Below are 17,745 nucleotides of genomic sequence, written 5' to 3'. Positions count from 1 at the left end.
GGCGGCCTCCCCGCTGGCCCGGCCGCGAGCCGCCCCGGCGCGCCGGGTGGCTTTGGCGGTAGCACAAACGGAGGCACGCCGGGCGGCGGAACCGCAAGCGGCACAACGACACCGGGCAGCACCGGCACGTCGACCGGCACGGGCTCCGGCTCCACCCTGCCCACCGGACAGGGGGGCCTCGCAACCTCGCCCTCCTCGGTGTCGAACACCACGGGCGCGAACGGCCCCCAGCAAACACCCTCAAGCAACTGGCCCGGCAACGGCATGGGCGTCAGCCCGGTCGACAGCGCGCCGCATTCCACCCTGCTCAACCAGGGTGCCAACCGCGCCCTGGTGATCCCGCGCACCGGCGATCTGACGGTCAAGGCCCCCACCGCCGTATCGGACGGCGCGCAGACCCTGGCCCGGACCGCCGCCAGAGCCGCCCCCGCCCGCACCACAGAGGCCTCTGCGAGCGCGGCCCCGCAGGTCACGCAGAGCGGCGCCCCTTATGCGCACCAGAGCGTCGAGCCGGTCGCCAGCCGTATCGTCGAGCTCACCTCCGAACCGCAGCCGATCCCCTTCCGCCGCGAACACATCAGCCTGTTCGACATGGCCTCGCCGCCGTTCATCGAAGGCGACTTTGTGGCCGCGGCGCGCCAGCCCGACGGGCAATGGCTCGCCGTCGCCCCGCGTGAGGAGCCGTTCCCCAACGCCTGGCAGCAACGCGTGATGCTCTGGTTCGCGCTGTCGCTGGCGATCATCAGCCCGCTCGCCTGGCTCTTCGCGCGCCGCATCGTGGTGCCGCTGCGCGACTTCGCGCGCGCTGCCGAACAGCTCGGCCGCGACCCGTCGGCGACCATCCTGCCGCTGTCGGGTCCGGCCGAGATCGGCCGGGCGGCCAACGCCTTCAACCAGATGCGCAACCGCTTGCGCGCCTTCGTCGACGATCGCACCGCGATGGTCGGCGCGATCAGCCACGACTTGCGCACCCCGCTCACGCGGCTGCGCTTTCGCATTGAGGACGTGCCCGACGAACAGCGTGACGGGCTGCTCAAGGAAGTGACCGAGATGGAAGCGATGATCAGCCAGGTCATCACCTTCATCCGCGACGCCTCCACCCCTGGCGCGCGCGAGCGTGTGGACTTCGCGGACCTGATCGAAGGCAGCGTCGAGGATGCCCGCCTCGTCGGCGCGAACATCGTGATCGACCGCAACGCGCATATCCCGGTCGAAGTTGACCCGGTGGGCATCCGCCGCCTGCTCGGCAACCTGCTCGAAAACGCGGCCAAGTATGGTGAAAACGCGCATGTCCGCGTCTCGCTGCGCGAAGGCGAGGCGATCGCCGAAATCATCGACAGCGGTCCGGGTATCCCGGAGGAGGAATTCGACCGCGTGTTCGAGCCCTTCTACCGCAGCGAGAGCGCGCGCAAGTCGGGCAAGAAGGGATCGGGCCTGGGCCTTGCGGTGTGCCGCTCGATCGCCCGCGCCCATGGCGGCGACGTGACCTTCGAAAACAGCCGCGATGGCTTTATCGCGCGCGTCAAGGTGCCCGCTGCCTTCGCTGCGAAACCGCAAAAGGCCGCCTGATGCCCCGGCTTTGGAGGGTTCGCCCCGCGCCGCGCCGCCCGGCGCTCCTGCTGCTGGCCGGTGCGGCGCTCGCCCCGCTGCCCGCGCTTGGCCAGAGCGATGCCGCGCCTAGCGCTGCCGCGCAGGCGGACGACACCTCGCAGAGCACATCGGAGACGACCTCAGCGGCTTCGGGGGACACCACCACCGACAGCCTGGCAAGCCCGTCGACGGACAGCGCCCCTGCCCCGGCAACAAAGCTCGACGTTGCCCCCGCCACGGCGCCCACCAGCCCCCCGCCCCAGCTGTGGAGCCTGGCCCTGTCGGGCGGGCTGGCCGCACGCAACGACGGGCCGGACGGCAACTGGCAGTCGATCGCGCTGTCCCGCCGGCTCGGCCGGGGCTACGTGCGCGGCAGCTTCATGCGCTACAACGGTACGCTGATCCAGGCCAACACCGCGCTGCCTTCCAACTACTACATCGGCACGCTGGCCGCAGGCGGCAATTTCAACAACTGGGTCGCCGACGGCTGGGTCAGCTACGGTGTACAGGATTACGGCCGGATCAGCACCGATACCGGAAGCCGGGAGAGCGCCGGGTCGAAGTCGAGCCCCTATTACGCGCTCGGCGCCGATTTCGGCCGCATCGTCACGTTCGCGCCCAACTGGTACATGACCCCCACGGTCACCGCCTCGTTCGCCCAGGGCAAGCTGCTGCGCGCCTCGCCCGACACCACGCTCCTGAACGACCTGGAAACCGACGAACCGACCCTGACTGGCAGCCTGACGATGCGGCTCGACCACGCTTTTGGCCGACACGACAACCATTACTTCGGCCTCATTGCCTCGCGCCACTGGAGCAGCAACGGCATCTCGCGCGTGGTGGTGGGCGAAACAGCCTCGGACGATGACAGCACCCCGGTCAGCCTGCGCAGCATCCACCGCGCCGACGGCTGGTTCGAGTTCGGGGCCACCGGTAGCCTGGAAGTCACCCCCAGCCTCCACCTCGACCTCTATGCCACCCGCACCAGCGGCGTGGCTTCGGGCAATACGACCTCGGGCGGAGTGACGCTGCGCAAGTCGTTCTGACCGGCGCGGCGTCGGTTTTCACTCCCCAAACCGGGGCCCATCTGTCATGAGCCCCGCGCACCACCAGAACAGGGAGCCGGCCATGAGCGGTGAAGACGAAGACTACGTGTACGACGAAGAGAGCGGCGAATGGATGCCCGCCAGCGAACTGGCCGCCAAGCGCGCCGAGCAGGACAGTGTCGAAGTGCTCGATGCGGTCGGCAACCGGCTCGCTGATGGCGATGCGGTGACGCTCATCAAGGACCTCACCGTCAAGGGCGCCGGGCAGACGCTCAAGCGCGGCACGCTTATCCCCTCGATCCGGCTGACCGGCGACGCGCAGGAAATCGACTGCAAGTATCCGGGCATCAAGGGCCTTGTCCTGCGCGCCGAATTCGTGCGCAAGCGCTAGGGCGTCGGGTGGAAACACCTGACGGTTCAGAACACGCATTAAAGAATGCGCCTTGGGCGGTCGGTCTGCGGCAATCGGGTCGAAAACCGCGCTAAGCCTGTTCAGGGCACCCGGCGCGCCAGCCGGCGGCGGTTGGCCACCACACGCGGACGATAGACCGCCAGCGCGGCCTCAAGCGCGCGGTCGGGCGCAAGCGGGGCCGTCCGGGCGAGCCGGGCCCATACCAGCCAGGCCGCCTCGACCTTTTCGAGCACCATGCGCTGCGCCTCCTGCGACGCCCCCGGCCCCGCCATCGCGAACATCGCGCTGCGCAGCGCGATGACCTGCGCCGCTTCGGCCCACATCCACCAGGTCCGAAACCCCAGCGTCATCCAGCGCAGCGCATCGCTGGGCTCCTTCGTGCGTCGACGTGCCACCTTCGCGACCTCCTTGCCGTGCCTGTCGCGCAGTCCAACCCGGCACGGACCATCCGGTTCCCGCCCCCCGCCGAGCCGCTTGGCCGGAACCTCTCTTGAGGCAAAGCGCTTTGGCTGGACACGTCCCTCAGCACAGGAGCCTGGCATGACTGTCAATTCCGCAACCGCGCGCTACGAAGGCCTTGGCAAGAACGGCAAAGGCCACGTCACGACCCGCTCGGGCGCGCTCGATGCCCCCTACGGGTTCATGACCCGGTTCGAAGGCGATCCGGGCACCAATCCCGAAGAGCAGATCGCGGCCGCGCACGCCTCGTGCTTCACGATGGCCACCAGCTTTGCCCTGGCGAGCGAGGGCTACACCCAGGGCACGCTCGAAACGGTGTGCCAAGTAACGCTCGAAAAGGACGGTGACGGCTTTTCGGTGACCAAAAGCGCGCTCGCGCTCAAAGGCGCGGTCCCCGGCCTTTCGCCCGAGACGTTCGAGGCGCTGGCCAAGGGCGCCAAGGCCAATTGCCCGATCTCCAAGCTGCTCAGCTGCGAGATCACGCTGGAGATCGCCTTCGAGGGCTAGAGCGGTTTTCGATCAGATTGCATCGGATCGGNCGCTGGCCAAGGGCGCCAAGGCCAATTGCCCGATCTCCAAGCTGCTCAGCTGCGAGATCACGCTGGAGATCGCCTTCGAGGGCTAGAGCGGTTTTCGATCAGATTGCATCGGATCGGCCGCTCTCGATTTTTGTTTTGACGCATTTTCTGAACCGTCAGGTGATTCCACCTGACTGGAAAATGCTCTAAGCGCGGGCTTCGATCGGTTTGCCTCCGTTTAACCAGCCCAGGCCTTTGGCTTGACGCATGTTCTGAACCATCCGGTAGTTTCCCCCGACTGGGCCGCATTCCAGGCGCGATCCTCTCGCGACAAACGAAAAGCCCCCGACCTTGCGACCGGGGGCTTTTGCTCTGTCGTTTACGAAGGCGTTTACAAAAGATCCGCGATCAGTCGTGCTCGCGGTCCCCCTGCCCCATGTAGAGCTCCGAGCCGGTGTCCTTGAACACCTTGCTCATCTCTTCCATGCCCTTCTCCGCATCTTCGGCGGCGAGGAAGCCGGTCGAGGGCTGGTTCTGCTTGGCCGCGAAGTCGCGCACTTCCTGCGTGATCTTCATCGAGCAGAACTTGGGGCCGCACATCGAGCAGAAGTGCGCGGTCTTGGCGCCTTCGGCGGGCAGCGTCTGGTCGTGGTAGAGTTCGGCCGTGTCCGGGTCGAGCGACAGGTTGAACTGGTCGCGCCAGCGGAACTCGAAACGGGCCTTGGACAGGGCATCGTCGCGCACCTGCGCGGCCGGGTGCCCCTTGGCCAAATCGGCCGCATGGGCGGCGAGCTTGTAGGTGACAACGCCGACCTTCACGTCGTCACGGTCGGGCAGGCCGAGGTGTTCCTTGGGCGTAACGTAGCACAGCATCGCCGTGCCGTACCAACCGATCTGCGCAGCACCAATGCCGCTGGTGATGTGGTCATAGCCGGGCGCGATGTCGGTGGTGAGTGGCCCCAAGGTGTAGAACGGGGCTTCGCCGCAGCTTTCCAGCTGCTTTTCCATGTTCTCCTTGATCTTGTGCATCGGCACGTGGCCGGGGCCTTCGATCATGACCTGGACGTCCTGCTCCCAGGCCTTCTTGGTCAGCTCGCCAAGGGTGTAGAGCTCGGCGAACTGCGCCTCGTCGTTGGCGTCGTAGATCGAGCCGGGGCGCAGGCCGTCGCCCAGCGAATAGGCAATGTCGTAGGCCTTCATGATCTCGGTGATCTCGTCGAACTTCTCGTAGAGGAAGCTCTCCTTGTGGTGGGCAAGGCACCACTTGGCCATGATCGAGCCGCCACGGCTGACGATGCCGGTCATGCGCTTGGCCGCGAGCGGCACGAAGGGCAGACGCACGCCCGCGTGGATCGTGAAGTAGTCGACGCCCTGCTCGGCCTGTTCGATCAGCGTGTCGCGGAAGATCTCCCAGGTCAGGTCCTCGGCGATACCGCCAACCTTTTCCAGCGCCTGGTAGATCGGCACGGTGCCGATCGGCACGGGCGAGTTGCGGATGATCCATTCGCGCGTGTCGTGGATGTTGCGCCCGGTGGACAGGTCCATCACGGTGTCCGCGCCCCAGCGGATCGACCAGACCATCTTGTCAACTTCGCTCGCCACGTCCGAGGCCACGGCGGAGTTGCCGATGTTGGCGTTGACCTTGACGAGGAAGTTGCGCCCGATCGCCATCGGCTCGCACTCGGGGTGGTTGACGTTCGAAGGAATGATCGCGCGGCCGCGCGCCACTTCATCGCGCACGAATTCGGGCGTCACGTAATCGGGGATGGAGGCGCCAAAGCTCTCGCCCGAGCGGGTGTACTCGGCAAGGCGGGCACGGCCCAGGTTCTCGCGCTCGGCCACGTATTCCATCTCGGGCGTGATGATGCCGCGCTTGGCATAGTGCATCTGCGAGATGTTGCCGCCCGCCTTGGCACGCAGCGGCTTGCGAAGAGCGGTCGGGAAGGCGGGCACGCCGCCCGAGCGATCGGGGCCGAGCTGGCCGTTGTCTTCGGGGCGAACTTCGCGCGGTTCGTATTCCTCCACGTCGCCGCGCGAAAGCTGCCATTCGCGGCGCAGCGGGGCAAGACCGGCGGCGATGTCGATCGCCGCGTCGGGATCGGTGTAGGGGCCCGAGGTATCGTAGACGCGCACCGGCGGCTCGCCCGAGCTGGGTTCGAGATAGATCTCGCGCATGGCGACCTTGACCGCCGGATTGCTCTGCGCGGGAACGTAGATCTTCTTGGAGCCTCGGATCGGCCCGGTGGTCACGCCGATTTCCAGCTTGGAATTGATGTCGGCCATACGCGCTTCTCTTTCACAAGGGCGCGAGAGTCAAAACGGGTCTGCAGGGAGGCGTGAGCTCGAAGGCATCGTCCGACAGTCCGTCCACTCCCTCCGCCCGTATTAACGGGTTCAGGTTCGACGGGTCTTGTGGAGCATACCCACAACTCTCAGCCCTGGGCCATGACGGCCTGCTGGCTCCCCGGGGATGCGCGCAACATAGACAGGGCAAGGCGCCTCGTCCAGAGGGAGTGCAATGACCATGCTCTACCGCCTCGATGCCCCCGCCCCGCTCGTCGGGCGCACGTTCGAGACCGATTCGCACAGCGACCCGTGGAACGGCGGTCCGGTCGGCCCCAATCAGTTCGCGCCGGTCATCACCGCGGGACGCGAGGCGATTGCCGGCCCGGCGCCGCGTGCGCGCCAGCCGCGCCGCATGGTGCCGCGGCTATGGGGCGTCGTCCCCCCACTGTCGGCCAGCGACAACCGCAGCCACGGCATCCTCACCGCGCGCAATCTCGACAGTCCGTTCTGGATCGGCAACTTGCGCAACAGCGAATTTCGCTGCCTCGTCCCGATGAGCGCGTTCATGGAATGGGGTGGCCTCGATCCGACCAGCGGCAAGCGCCGACAGGTCTGGTACGGCTGCGCCGACCAGCCGATCTTCGCGGTAGCAGGGGTGTGGAAGGACAGCGAAGTGCCCGCCTTCGCGCTCGTCACCTGCCCCGCCAACGCGGCGCTTCGCGAGACGGGGCGCGAGACGATGCCGGTCGTCCTTCCGCCCGACCCGCGCGCCCACGACACCTGGCTGCGCGGCGGCTGGGACAAAGCCAGCGCGCTGATCACCCCTTATGCCTCTTCGATGCTGACCACCACCACCCGCTGAACCGCGAGTGCCTCGCATTTGCGCCTTTCGCGACAAGCCGCTAGGCTTTGGCCATGCTCAAGGCCCTAATCCGGATCGCCATCGCCAATTTCGCGGCGTTTCTCGTCATCGACACGGTGATCGGTGGCGACGCCTTGAGCGGACGGATCGCCAATGGCGTCTATTTCCTGGGCAACCACGGTCACTTCACGCCCGTCAGCCACGCCCTTTACCTCTATAGCGCGATCCACGCCTACAGCGCGCTGGGGGGGCTCGTCGCGGCCTTTCTTGCCGCGGCCATCGTCAAGGCCAGGCGCACCGCGCAAGGCCCCAGGTCGAACTGTGCCTCCAAGGCCAAGTGCGGATCGGGCTGCGGCTGCTGAGCCGCCCGGCGCCGCGCGCGCTTTCAGAAGCGCATCAGCCCCACCCCGATCAGAACCGCGCCGATCGCCATCGAACAGCCCGACCACAGCCTTGAGAGCGGGCCGAAACGGCGCAGCCAGAAGGCCATGTAGACGTCCGAGAAGGCGATCACCAGCAAGGCCTCGATGCACATCAGCCCGCCGATCACGCTCATCGTGCTCGACAGCCAGTCGGGCGAGGCCCAGGGATTGGCGAGATAGACCACCGCGCCCAGAAACAGTTCGACCAGCCCGGTGACCATCTGCAAGGCGGGCGATCCAACGATTTCGCCGATCAGTGTGTGCCAGTGGCCGGGCTTGCGCCATTCGCCAAGCCCGGCAAAAAGCGCGAACAACCCGATGAACAACGCCGTCCACGCAGGGGCAAGCGACAAGTCGGGCATCATGGTTCATCTCCCTTTTATTATGGAAGGGAGAGTGAAACATGCCCGAAGCGCTGTAAAGCGCCTTCGCGCGGCCGGGAAATACGCAGCCGAATTGCCCGGCGTGCCCCGGTCAGCCCCCGGTCAACCTTGCGACTTGCGCGCAAGGGCCGCCAGCGCCCGGCGCGAGAGCGCGGGGCGTTCGCACGGCCTTGCCCGGCCCCGGCGCGCTTCGGTAAAGGCGCGGGCGAGGCAGCGCAGCTTGTCGAGGCGGCTGATGCTTACCCGGTGATCCCAGGCGTGCGCGCCGCGCCGCGCCACCGCGCGGCCGATCCCGCCATAGATGTTCGCGGCCGAAAGGATCGCCCAGCGCTGGCGGAACGGCAGCCGCATCGCCCCCACGCGCGAAGACGCCTCGTAGCCTTGCGCCAGCGTGCAGGCCCGCCGCACCACGCTGACGAGCGCGGCGCGGTAATGCGGCTTGGTCACTTCGCCGGGCGGAATGTCGGCTTCGACCAGCCACTCGACCGGCAGGTAGCAGCGGCCGTTGGCATCGTCCTCCCACACGTCGCGCACGATGTTCGAAAGCTGAAAGGCCAGGCCCAGGTCGCAGGCCCGGTCGAGCGTGTCGGCTCCTTCCGGATCGTCCTCATCGACCGCAACCCCCATGACCACCGCCATCAGCACGCCCACCGCGCCCGCGACGTGATAACAGTAGCGCAGCATGTCGGCCTCGCTGCGTGGGCGCCATTCGTGCGCGTCGAGCGCGAAGCCCGCGACGACATCCTCGATCATGGCGGGCGCAATCGGCACCTCGCGGCACAGCTGGCCCAGCGCGTCGAACGCCGCAGCCCCGGTTTCCTCCCCGGCCAGCGCCAGTTCGGTCAGCGTGCGGATCGTCGCAAGGCGCGATTCCGCGTCGAGCCCGGCCCCCGGACGCGCTGCGACCGCCGAACGCCCACGCGCGGCTCCTCCCCCGTGATCCTGCTCATCGGCAATGTCGTCGCACGCCCGGCACCAGGCGTAGAGCAGCCAGACCCGCTCACGCGTGGTGCGGTCGAACAGGCGGCTGGCGGCGGCAAAGCTCTTCGAACCCTTGCGGATGGACTGGCGGGCCGCCCGGACCAGGGCGCCGCGATCGTAGGGCGAAACGCGCGTCATGCGCGGGCAAGCTCAGCACGCGCGGGTCCAAAGCACAAGACCAAGCTCCCGCAGAAACGGGCTTCCCGGCACAGCCGCGCCGCGCCTCCATCACGCCCGGACGGCATCAGAGCGTGTTGGGATCCATGCTGACGATCGGCACGATCGGCTCGTGCGCGCGCATGCGTGCGAGCAGCAGGTCGAGCTCGGTCTCGGCCAGGATGATCCCCCGGTGCGCGGGCCGCACGAAGCCGACCGCGGCCATGTGGCGGTTGAATTCGAGCAGGCCGTCGTAGAACCCGAAGGCGTTGAGCACGCCGACCGGCTTGCTGTGGTAGCCAAGCTGCGCCCAGCTTACCGCTTCCCACAGCTCGTCCATCGTGCCCACCCCGCCGGGCAGCACCACGAAACCGTCCGACAGCCGCGTGAAGGCGGCCTTGCGCTCGTGCATGTCGGCGACGACGTGCAGTTCGGTGCAGTCATGGTTGGCAACCTCGCCCCCGCGCCCGTCGCGCGAGGTCAGCGCCTCGGGGATCACCCCGATCACTTCACCGCCCGCTTCCAGCGCGCCGGATGCCACCGCGCCCATCAGGCCCAGCCGCCCGCCACCGTAGACGACGCCGATACCCTGCCCGGCCAGCGTCGCGCCCACTTCGCGCGCCAGCGCCACATAGCGCGGGTCTTCGGGCGAAGCCGAGCCGCAATAGACTGCAAGACGTTTCATTCAGTCGCTCACCTTGATTTCGACATGCGCCCCTTCGGGCAGATCCTGGACTTGCTGCGCGATATCGCCGGTCAGGCGAATGTACAGCGCCAGCTCGACGCGGATCATGTTGGCCGCATCGTAATCCCCGGCGATCAGCGCCGCCGGGGTAAAACCGTAGACTTCGCCCAGCGTCGTCGCGCCCAGCGCCTTGTCAGCTTTGGCGACATGGGCATCGGCGCGCCAGATCGCCTTTGTCTGGGCCTGGGCCATGTGCGCGCTCGCCGCCTTCTCGTCGCCCAGCGCGGTCAGGCAGAGCAGTTCGGGATCGAGGTAATGGTAATTGCCCGCCGTATCGATCGCCAGCACGTGCCCGAACAGCGAATGCGCGACGATCTCCGCAAAATCGACACCGCACCAGCCCCAGGCCTGGCGCAGCGCGGCCAGTTCGCGCGCTCTCATCGCAAGTCTCCGATCATCAGCTTGGCGGTCGCCTTGGCGCTGCCCACGACGCCCGGAATTCCGGCCCCCGGATGCGTGCCTGCGCCGACGAGGTAGACGTTGCGCAGCTGGTCGTCGCGGTTGTGCCCACGGAACCATGCGCTCTGCGTCAGGATCGGCTCGAGGCTGAAAGCGCTGCCCTTGTAGGCGGCCAGATCGCTCTCGAAATCGTTGGGGGTATAGTGGAAGCGGGTAACGATGCGGTCGGTAATGTCGGGCACCAGGCGACGGCCGACTTCGGCCAGCACGCGCTCCTCGAGGATGGGCGCCACCTCGTCCCAGTCGATCGGCAGCTTACCCTTGTTGGCGACCGGGACGAGCGCGTAGAACGTGCTCTTTCCGGGCGGCGCCATCGAGGGATCGGTGACCGTGGGATGGTGCAGGTAGATCGAAAAATCGCGCGGCAGCACCCCGTGCTCGTAGATGTCGTCGAGCAGGCCCTTGTAGCGCGGGCCGAACAGGATGGTGTGGTGCGGGATGCCCGGCCAGGTCCCCTCCAGCCCGAAGTGGACCACGAAGAGGCTCGGCGAAAAACGCTTGGCGGCAAGCTTGTGCGCCATCTGGGCCCCCCGCCGGTTATCCGCGAGCAGATCGCGGTAGGTGTGCATGATGTCGCCGTTGCTGGCGACCGCATCGAACCGCTCGCGCCAGCCGCTTTCGCCTTCGACCTCGCTCGCCCTGTCACCCACGGTGTGGATCTGGCGCACCTTGTCGCCCAGCCGCAGCGTGCCGCCCAGCCGCTCGAACAGCGCGACCATGCCCGCGACCAGACGGCTGGTTCCGCCCTTGGCCCACCACACTCCGCCGTCCTTTTCCAGCTTGTGGATGAGCGCGTAGATCGCGCTGGTCGACATCGGGTTGCCGCCCACCAGAAGCGTGTGGAACGAGAAGGCCTGGCGCAGATGCTCGTCCTTCACGAAGCTCGACACCATCGAATAGACCGAACGCCAGGCCTGGTAGCGGGCCAGTGCGGGCGCGGCCTTGAGCATCGCGGAAAAGTCGAGGAACGCCTCGTGCCCCAGCTTGACGTAGCCTTCCTGCCAGACCCCGGCGGCGTAGCGCTGGAATTCCTCGTAGCCGCCAAGGTCCTGCGGCGCGATGCGCGCGATCTCACGGTGGAGCGCGGGCTCGTCGTTCGAATAGTCGAACGTGACGCCATCGGGCCAGTTGAGCCGGTAGAACGGCGAGACCGGCATCAGCGTGACGTCATCGGCCATGTCCTGCCCGGCGTTGATCCACAGCTCGCGCAGGCAATCGGGGTCGGTGATGACGGTCGGCCCGGCGTCGAAGGTGAAGCCGTCCTTCTCCCAGAAGTACGCGCGCCCGCCCGGCTTGTCGCGCGCCTCGACGATGGTCGTGGCGAACCCAGCGGTCTGCAGGCGGATGGCCAGGGCCAGCCCGCCCAGCCCCGCCCCGATCACGCAGACCCGCTTCATGCGCTCGGCTCCACCTGATGCGGGGCGAGGTCGGCCAGCGCACGCCCCTTGCCCGCCAGCGCGGCAAGCGCGGCGCCAACCGGCACCGGCGGCTTTCCGGCCAGGATACGCACGCGGTCCCCCAGGCTTGAACGCCCGGCGTAGAAACGCTCGATCAACGGGGCGGGAAGGCGGTAGAAGCGGGCCAGCATGCGCCAGCGCTCGTGCGGCTGCGCCGCGCCAAAAAGCATCGTGCTCAACATGCGATAGAAGCGTCCATTACGCCAGTGGTGTGCGGCCCATTCATGACTGACCCTTCCTAGGCTCTGGGCCGTCACCTTGTCGAGACGGCTGAGGTGGACGGCAAAACGCGCCGCATCGGGAAGCGAATAGGAGGTCAGCGGGTGAACCAGCGCCGCCCGCACGCCCGCGCGTGCAACCGCCCTTCCCGCCGCGCCAGCGTTCCAGAACGCCGCGAAGTCGCCGCGCGCGATCACCGGCAGAGCCCCGGTTTCCTCGTAGACGACCTCGGCGATGTCCCATCCATGATCGCTGGCATAGTCGGCTATGCGGCAGCGCAGCAAGTCCCGATCGATGGCGGGCCGATCGGCGTAATAGGTATCCTCGACGAAGATGCGGGTGGGCGAAAACGGCAGGAGGTAGACGAAACGGTAGCCTCCCTGCTGGCGTACCCGCGCATCCATGACCACCGGCCGGGTGATCCCATGCGGCCGCGCGGTCTCGATCATCTGGCCAAGGAACGTCTGCCAGCCGCCAGTCATATGCGCCAGGCCGTGCGCACCGCGCGCGTCGATCACCGCACGGGCCGCGATCCGCGCTCCGTCGGCGAGGTACACCGCCTGCGGATCGAGCGCGGTGACGGGAACCCCGAGCCGTAACGCGCAACCCGGCAAACGCGCCCGAATTGCCGAATCGAGCCGCGCGCTGGTGACGCTGGCATAGGCGGTGTCGAGCGTGCGCGTGTAACCGGGAAAGCACACGTCATAGCCGCTCCACCGCGCCGCAACGAGTGGATCGAGCAGCGCGCGCTCGGCCTCGGCCAGATCGCTCTCGAAGAACGACCAGATATGATCGCCGCCGATCCTTTCGCCCGCTTCAACCAGAACGAGCCGCAGATCCGGGCGGCCATGCGCAAAGGCCAGCGCAACAAGCGAGCCCGCCAACCCGCCTCCCACAACTGCCAGATCCCAGGTCAATTCGGTCATTGTTCGATCACCCGATTGGCGCCGTTCGCACGGCAACTTGGCAAATATGCTGCTTTGCGGCATTGTCACGACGATGACAAAAGAAGACCTTACCGTCGAGGACGCTTGCCTGGAGGATGCCGCGGCCGTGGCCCGGATCTACGCCCATTACGTGCTCGAGAGCACCGCGACCTTCGAAACCCAGCCACCCGACAGCGAAACGATGGCCCAACGCATGGCCGACCTGACGCAATCGGGCTACCCCTTTCTTGTCTCGCGCGATGAAACCGGCGCCGTGCTCGGTTTCGGCTACGCGCAGCGCTACGGCCCGCGCATGGGCTACAAGTTCAGCGTGGAGACGACGATCTACGTCCGCCCCGACAGCCTGGGCCGGGGCATCGGCTCGAGCCTGATCACCGCGCTCGTCAACGAATGCGAGGCGCGCGGTTTCCGCCAGGCCTTCGCCGTCATCGCCTCGTCCGAGCCCACCTCGGTCATCCTGCACGCCCGCGCAGGCTATCTGCCCGTCGGCACGCTGACCGGCGCGGGCTGGAAACACGGCCAGTGGATCGATGTCTTCCTCATGCAGCGCAAGCTGGGCGAGGGCAACGACAGCCCGCCCGAACGGGTCGCCGGACAGGGCGAGCCCACCGCGTAACGCCCGCCCCCGGAAACGTTGCCCCGAATTGTGCGTTGGAAGGCGTACACATTCTGACAACGGGGCAAACAATGCACAATTCGATCGGGACAGCGCTACTGGTAACCGCCCTTGCGGCCGGAGCCGTGAGCGCCTCCCCGGCGCAGGCGCGCGACGAGGACAAGTCGATCCTTGAAGGCGACACGCTCACCATTGGCCTGGGCGCGCTTGAGCGCCCGAGCTACAACGGCTCGGACGATTACGTCCTGGCCCCCATCCCTGCCATTCGCGGCCGGATCGAAGGGGTGACCATCAACCCGCGCCAGGGCGGCGTCGCGCTCGACGTCATTCCCGACACGCCCGATGCCAAGATCGACTTTGCCCTTGGTCCCATGGCCAGTGTGTCGCTCAACCGCACCGGGCGGATCAAGGACCCGGTGGTGCGCGCGGCGGGCAAGCTCGACACCGCGATCGAGGTGGGTGCCAGCGCCGGGGTCACGGTCAACCGCGTGCTTCACGGCTATGATTGGCTCACCGTCTCCGTCGACGTCAAGCGCGACGTCGCGGGCGCCTACGACGGCGTCACCTGGATGCCCTCGGTCAGCTATTCGACCCCGGTGAGCAAGGCCGTGCTGGTCACCGCAATGGCCTATGCCCATCACGCCGGGGACAAGTACGCCCGGTACTACTACTCGGTCACTCCCGCGCAGGCTGCCGCAAGCGGCCTGCCTGAATATTCGGCCAAGGGCGGCTGGGACAAAGTTGGCGTGGGTACGCTGGTGGCCTGGGACCTCTCGGGCAATCTGCTCGACGGGGGCTGGTCCGTACTGGGCCTGGCCAGCTATTCGCGCATGCTGGGCGATGGCCAGGACACCCCCTATACCGCACTGCGCGGCAGCAAGAGCCAGTGGATGGGCGGACTGGGCATCGCCTATACTTTTTAGAGCCCGTTTGAAAATTCGCGAAATGCGAATTTTGCGGCACCAGCCCACTCCCCCACCCGACCACCCATTGCCAGTATCCTGCGGGTGGTCGGGTGGGGGAGTGGGCTGGTGCCGTAATCAAAATGCCTGAAAAGGCATTTTTCAAACGGTCTCTTAGCGGGCTGGAGGCCGTTCAGACCGGCTGTATGGTCCGAAACGGTTGGTTGGCGGAGGGTGTGATCCGCCCCCCCCCGTTCGGCCAGCTCACTGCGCTCCCAACCCTTCCGGCCCTCCTCCTTGCGGGAGGGGCAGCGAGACTTGGTAGAGCTTAGCGAACCTAGTGCGTCGTTCCGCCACGGCCTGAATGTGCTCAAGATACCCGGCCCCCGATTGGACGCCGGTCACGGGCCCCGGTTCCACGCCGATTGACAGTCAGCCTTATCGATAAGAATTTAGAATTCTTGCGGCGGCTACATAAACAGTGAGGGTGCGCTTGCAGTCTCCGAGAGCTCTATGGCTATCATCAAGCGAAAGGCCGCCATCTCGTGAAATGTCTGCCAATCGGTATCCTTTTCTGTTTGGCCAGGCTCGCCTCGCCATCCTGAGTGCGCAACAGAATTCATTACCGAAGGACTTTTGCTCAATCCTGGAGCAAGCCGACTGAATAAATGCTTCATCGAAGTCCGAATTATAGGCAACTAAAGGCAGGGTTTCTACGAAATCGCGAAAAAGCGTTAGAGCCTGCTCAAGAGGCAAGCCATCTCGCTTCACCATGGTTCTGTCGATTCCGGTGATCTCAGTGATTCTGGCCGTAATGCGTCCATTCGGAATAACGAGAGTTTGGAAAGACAGATGGTCTTCGCTATCGCGATCAACTTTGATGGCGCCAATCTCGATAATTTCGTGCCGTTTGGGATCAAGCCCTGTCGTCTCAAGGTCAAAGATAACGAATCTTTCTGGCAGCATCGAAAGATCAATTTTTCCAGGATCAATGGTAGCGGCTCTTGCAGCTGCCTTCGTTGCAGCTTTGATCGCGGCTTGTGTAATGGGTCCCGGCTTTGCCTTTGTCCCGGCAGATCGGCTGCTGAAGCGCCGTTTGGGTGGAATCGCCTTCCGTGAGGTCAGCCACCACATAAGAACGACAAGGATGAAAATTATCGCAAGTCCTTGCATGATCCCCACATGCCATTTCCGCTGGCAAGACGCCTCGTTAACGCGCAGGGTATCCAGCAAGGGCTATATGTCGAGGTGCTTTCCGCGCATGAGCGTGTCGCGCGACAGGCTAGGGCTTGCGATCACTGGCTTTGAAGGCCTCTTGATGTTGCAAGATAGACGCCGACGAACAATCTGACAGGCAGATGCAGTGCAGGCCGAGCCAAATTGACGCCGCAGCAAAACGCCGACAGCCACGCAAAAACATGGGCTGGCTCAATATGAGCTCTGATTCCAATCACCCAGCCCCTGCTACCCATACGTTACCCGTAACCATATGGGTAACACGCAAACTACACTTAACTCTTTGAAATATTGGCGCGCCCGACAGGATTCGAACCTGTGACCCCAAGCTTAGAAGGCTCGTGCTCTATCCAGCTGAGCTACGGGCGCGCACCGCAGGCTCCATAGCGCGCTTCGCCACAGGAGCAAACCGCAAGGCGCGCTCAATGAGCGCTTTGTTTGCGCGCCAAGGCGGGTTACGCACAGCCCATGGCCCAGGCAGACCCGCACGCACCCCCTTCGCTGACCCGCCTCGATGGCAAGACCGGTGCGCGGCGCCATTTTCGCTATTTCGATTACGCGATGGCCGCCTTCGTTGCGATTCTGCTGCTTTCAAACCTCATCGGCGCGGCCAAGCTCGCCACGTTCCAGGGCTGGACCTTCGGCGCGGGCATCCTGTTCTTTCCGGTGAGCTACGTGCTGGGCGACGTGCTGACCGAGGTCTACGGCTACGCCAACGCGCGGCGCTGCGTATGGGTGGGCTTCTTCGCACTGCTGTTCATGGCCTTCATGAGCTTCGTGGTCGTGGCCATGCCCTCCTCGCCCGACTGGGGTTGCGCGGCGAGCGGCGATGCGCTGTTTGCCGGCGTGCTGGGCAAGACCAACGCGGGAACGATCTGCCAGGCGACTTATGTCTCGGTCTTCGGCAGCACCTGGCGCATCGTGCTCGCCTCGGTCCTGGCCTTCTGGGCGGGCGAATTCGTCAATTCCTACGTCATGGCCAAGATGAAGGTCTTCACCAAGGGCCGCTACATGTGGACGCGAACGATCGGATCGACCGTGTTCGGGCAGGCGGTGGACAGCGCGATCTTCTATCCGGTCGCCTTCTTCGGGGTGTGGACCAGCCAGTCGGTGCTCGAGGTGCTGCTCACCAACTGGGCGCTCAAAGTGCTGTGGGAAGTCGTGCTCACCCCGGTCACCTACGCCGTGGTCGGCTTCCTCAAGCGACGCGAAGGCGTCGACGTGTTCGACGACAATCTCGACTTTTCCCCCTTCGCGCGCACCGAGGCGGTTTGAGCGCGCCTTGGCAAGAGCCCCTTTCTCCGGCTAGGCCGCGAGGCCCATGCTCGACCGCCTGCTTCTGTCCCGATTTCGCAACCACCGCGAAAGCACCCTTGCGGGCACCGCGCAGTTCAACCTGCTGGTGGGCGAAAACGGCGCAGGCAAGACCAACGTCCTCGAAGCGATCAGCCTGCTGGCGCCGGGCCGGGGCCTGCGCCGGGCGCAGCTGACCGACATTCCCGCGCAAGGCGGCGACGGCGGCTTCGCGCTCAGCGCCACACTGGTGACGCCGGGCGCGCCAGGCGTGCAACTGGGCACTGGCGCGGCCGCCGATCGGCCGACCCGCCGGATCGTCCAGGTCAACGGTGCAGGTGCGAGCGCAGCGAGCCTGGCCGAGTGGCTCTCGATCGGCTGGCTGACCCCGGCGATGGACCGCCTCTTCACCGAAAGCGCGGGCGGCAGGCGGCGCTTTCTCGATCGCCTCGTTCTCGCGCTGCGGCCCGATCACGCCGCCCACGCCGCCCGGCTCGAAAACGCGCTGCGCGAACGCAACCGGATGCTGAGCGACGAGCGCACGCCCGATCCCTGGTGGCTCGATGCCATCGAACTCCAGATCGCGGAAGCCGGATCGCTCGTCGCGGGAGGACGGGCGGAGTTGATCGAACGGCTCGAAGCGGCGTTGCAGACGCGGCCTGAGGCCCCCTTTGCCCGCCCTTCGCTGGCCTACGAACCGGGCGGCCCGATCGCGGCCGAGCCGCTTGCCGCGGCCCTGCGCGAAAGCCGCCCGCG

The 17,745-nt window shown here is 66.2% G+C and carries 19 protein-coding genes and 1 tRNA gene; 10 read left to right on the top strand and 10 right to left on the bottom strand.

From position 1 onward, the window contains the following. The 3 genes from MTR62_RS15895 to MTR62_RS15885 form a co-directional block, all read left to right on the top strand. Positions 1-1,569, top strand: a 1,569-nt coding sequence (locus MTR62_RS15895) for an ATP-binding protein (protein WP_244022717.1), incomplete at its 5' end; no start/stop codon positions are given. After that, positions 1,569-2,636, top strand: coding sequence for an autotransporter outer membrane beta-barrel domain-containing protein (locus MTR62_RS15890; RefSeq protein ID WP_244022715.1), 1,068 nt, complete (start codon positions 1,569-1,571; stop codon positions 2,634-2,636). The genes MTR62_RS15895 and MTR62_RS15890, both read left to right, overlap by 1 nt. Before the next feature lie 82 nt (positions 2,637-2,718). Further along, a complete protein-coding gene (locus MTR62_RS15885) occupies positions 2,719-3,027 on the top strand; it encodes an alkylphosphonate utilization protein (protein WP_244022713.1) in 309 nt (102 codons plus the stop codon). 101 nt (positions 3,028-3,128) lie between these two features. On the opposite strand, the gene MTR62_RS15880 is transcribed toward MTR62_RS15885, so the two are convergent. Then, positions 3,129-3,443, bottom strand: a complete 315-nt coding sequence (locus MTR62_RS15880) for a hypothetical protein (protein ID WP_244022711.1) — start codon at positions 3,441-3,443, stop codon at positions 3,129-3,131. A gap of 145 nt (positions 3,444-3,588) precedes the next feature. Between MTR62_RS15880 and MTR62_RS15875 the strand changes: the two genes are divergently transcribed. Continuing rightward, a complete protein-coding gene (locus MTR62_RS15875) occupies positions 3,589-4,014 on the top strand; it encodes an OsmC family protein (protein ID WP_244022709.1) in 426 nt (141 codons plus the stop codon). A 419-nt stretch (positions 4,015-4,433) separates the two neighbouring features. On the opposite strand, the gene thiC is transcribed toward MTR62_RS15875, so the two are convergent. Beyond that, positions 4,434-6,308, bottom strand: coding sequence for a phosphomethylpyrimidine synthase ThiC (gene thiC / locus MTR62_RS15870; protein WP_244022707.1), 1,875 nt, complete (start codon positions 6,306-6,308; stop codon positions 4,434-4,436). A gap of 235 nt (positions 6,309-6,543) precedes the next feature. Between thiC and MTR62_RS15865 the strand changes: the two genes are divergently transcribed. Both MTR62_RS15865 and MTR62_RS15860 read left to right on the top strand, forming a co-directional pair. Next, complete coding sequence (locus MTR62_RS15865) at positions 6,544-7,173, top strand: SOS response-associated peptidase family protein (protein WP_244022706.1); 630 nt, start codon at positions 6,544-6,546, stop codon at positions 7,171-7,173. Positions 7,174-7,226: 53 nt separating this feature from the next. Next, complete coding sequence (locus MTR62_RS15860) at positions 7,227-7,535, top strand: hypothetical protein (protein WP_244022704.1); 309 nt, start codon at positions 7,227-7,229, stop codon at positions 7,533-7,535. Between the two features lie 23 nt (positions 7,536-7,558). On the opposite strand, the gene MTR62_RS15855 is transcribed toward MTR62_RS15860, so the two are convergent. The 6 genes from MTR62_RS15855 to crtY form a co-directional block, all read right to left on the bottom strand. Continuing rightward, the gene (locus tag MTR62_RS15855) at positions 7,559-7,960 is read right to left on the bottom strand and encodes a hypothetical protein (protein ID WP_244022702.1); all 402 of its coding nucleotides are present in this window, start codon (positions 7,958-7,960) and stop codon (positions 7,559-7,561) included. Between the two features lie 120 nt (positions 7,961-8,080). Continuing rightward, positions 8,081-9,097: a phytoene/squalene synthase family protein gene (locus tag MTR62_RS15850; protein WP_244022700.1), complete on the bottom strand. Its 1,017-nt coding sequence runs from the start codon at positions 9,095-9,097 to the stop codon at positions 8,081-8,083. A 106-nt stretch (positions 9,098-9,203) separates the two neighbouring features. Beyond that, positions 9,204-9,800, bottom strand: coding sequence for an LOG family protein (locus tag MTR62_RS15845; RefSeq protein ID WP_244022698.1), 597 nt, complete (start codon positions 9,798-9,800; stop codon positions 9,204-9,206). Beyond that, on the bottom strand, positions 9,801-10,241 hold the full coding sequence (locus MTR62_RS15840) for a DUF1851 domain-containing protein (protein WP_244022695.1): 441 nt from the start codon (positions 10,239-10,241) through the stop codon (positions 9,801-9,803). Next, entirely contained in the window at positions 10,238-11,716 is a 1,479-nt protein-coding gene (locus MTR62_RS15835; protein WP_244022693.1) for a phytoene desaturase, read from the bottom strand. Before MTR62_RS15835 ends, MTR62_RS15840 begins: the two co-directional genes overlap by 4 nt. After that, positions 11,713-12,921, bottom strand: coding sequence for a lycopene beta-cyclase CrtY (gene crtY, locus MTR62_RS15830; RefSeq protein WP_244022690.1), 1,209 nt, complete (start codon positions 12,919-12,921; stop codon positions 11,713-11,715). Before crtY ends, MTR62_RS15835 begins: the two co-directional genes overlap by 4 nt. Before the next feature lie 73 nt (positions 12,922-12,994). On the opposite strand from crtY, the gene MTR62_RS15825 reads away from it, so the two are divergent. Both MTR62_RS15825 and MTR62_RS15820 read left to right on the top strand, forming a co-directional pair. Next, positions 12,995-13,558 (top strand): GNAT family N-acetyltransferase, encoded by a 564-nt coding sequence (locus MTR62_RS15825; RefSeq protein ID WP_244022688.1) that lies wholly within the window; start codon positions 12,995-12,997, stop codon positions 13,556-13,558. A 71-nt stretch (positions 13,559-13,629) separates the two neighbouring features. Further along, entirely contained in the window at positions 13,630-14,481 is an 852-nt protein-coding gene (locus MTR62_RS15820; RefSeq protein WP_244022686.1) for a MipA/OmpV family protein, read from the top strand. 417 nt (positions 14,482-14,898) lie between these two features. On the opposite strand, the gene MTR62_RS15815 is transcribed toward MTR62_RS15820, so the two are convergent. Beyond that, positions 14,899-15,693: a 3'-5' exonuclease gene (locus MTR62_RS15815; RefSeq protein ID WP_244022684.1), complete on the bottom strand. Its 795-nt coding sequence runs from the start codon at positions 15,691-15,693 to the stop codon at positions 14,899-14,901. 295 nt (positions 15,694-15,988) lie between these two features. Continuing rightward, a tRNA-Arg gene (locus MTR62_RS15810) sits at positions 15,989-16,065 on the bottom strand. Positions 16,066-16,164: 99 nt separating this feature from the next. On the opposite strand from MTR62_RS15810, the gene MTR62_RS15805 reads away from it, so the two are divergent. After that, positions 16,165-16,971 (top strand): queuosine precursor transporter, encoded by an 807-nt coding sequence (locus tag MTR62_RS15805; RefSeq protein ID WP_244022682.1) that lies wholly within the window; start codon positions 16,165-16,167, stop codon positions 16,969-16,971. Between the two features lie 46 nt (positions 16,972-17,017). Further along, positions 17,018-17,745: AAA family ATPase (locus MTR62_RS15800; RefSeq protein WP_244022680.1), on the top strand; the 728-nt coding region annotated here is incomplete at its 3' end.

The sequence above is a fragment of the Novosphingobium organovorum genome (genome assembly GCF_022832435.1).
Lineage (GTDB): Bacteria > Pseudomonadota > Alphaproteobacteria > Sphingomonadales > Sphingomonadaceae > Novosphingobium > Novosphingobium organovorum.
Note: the sequence above shows the minus strand (reverse complement) of the source record. Positions and strands in the feature narration are given on the sequence as shown.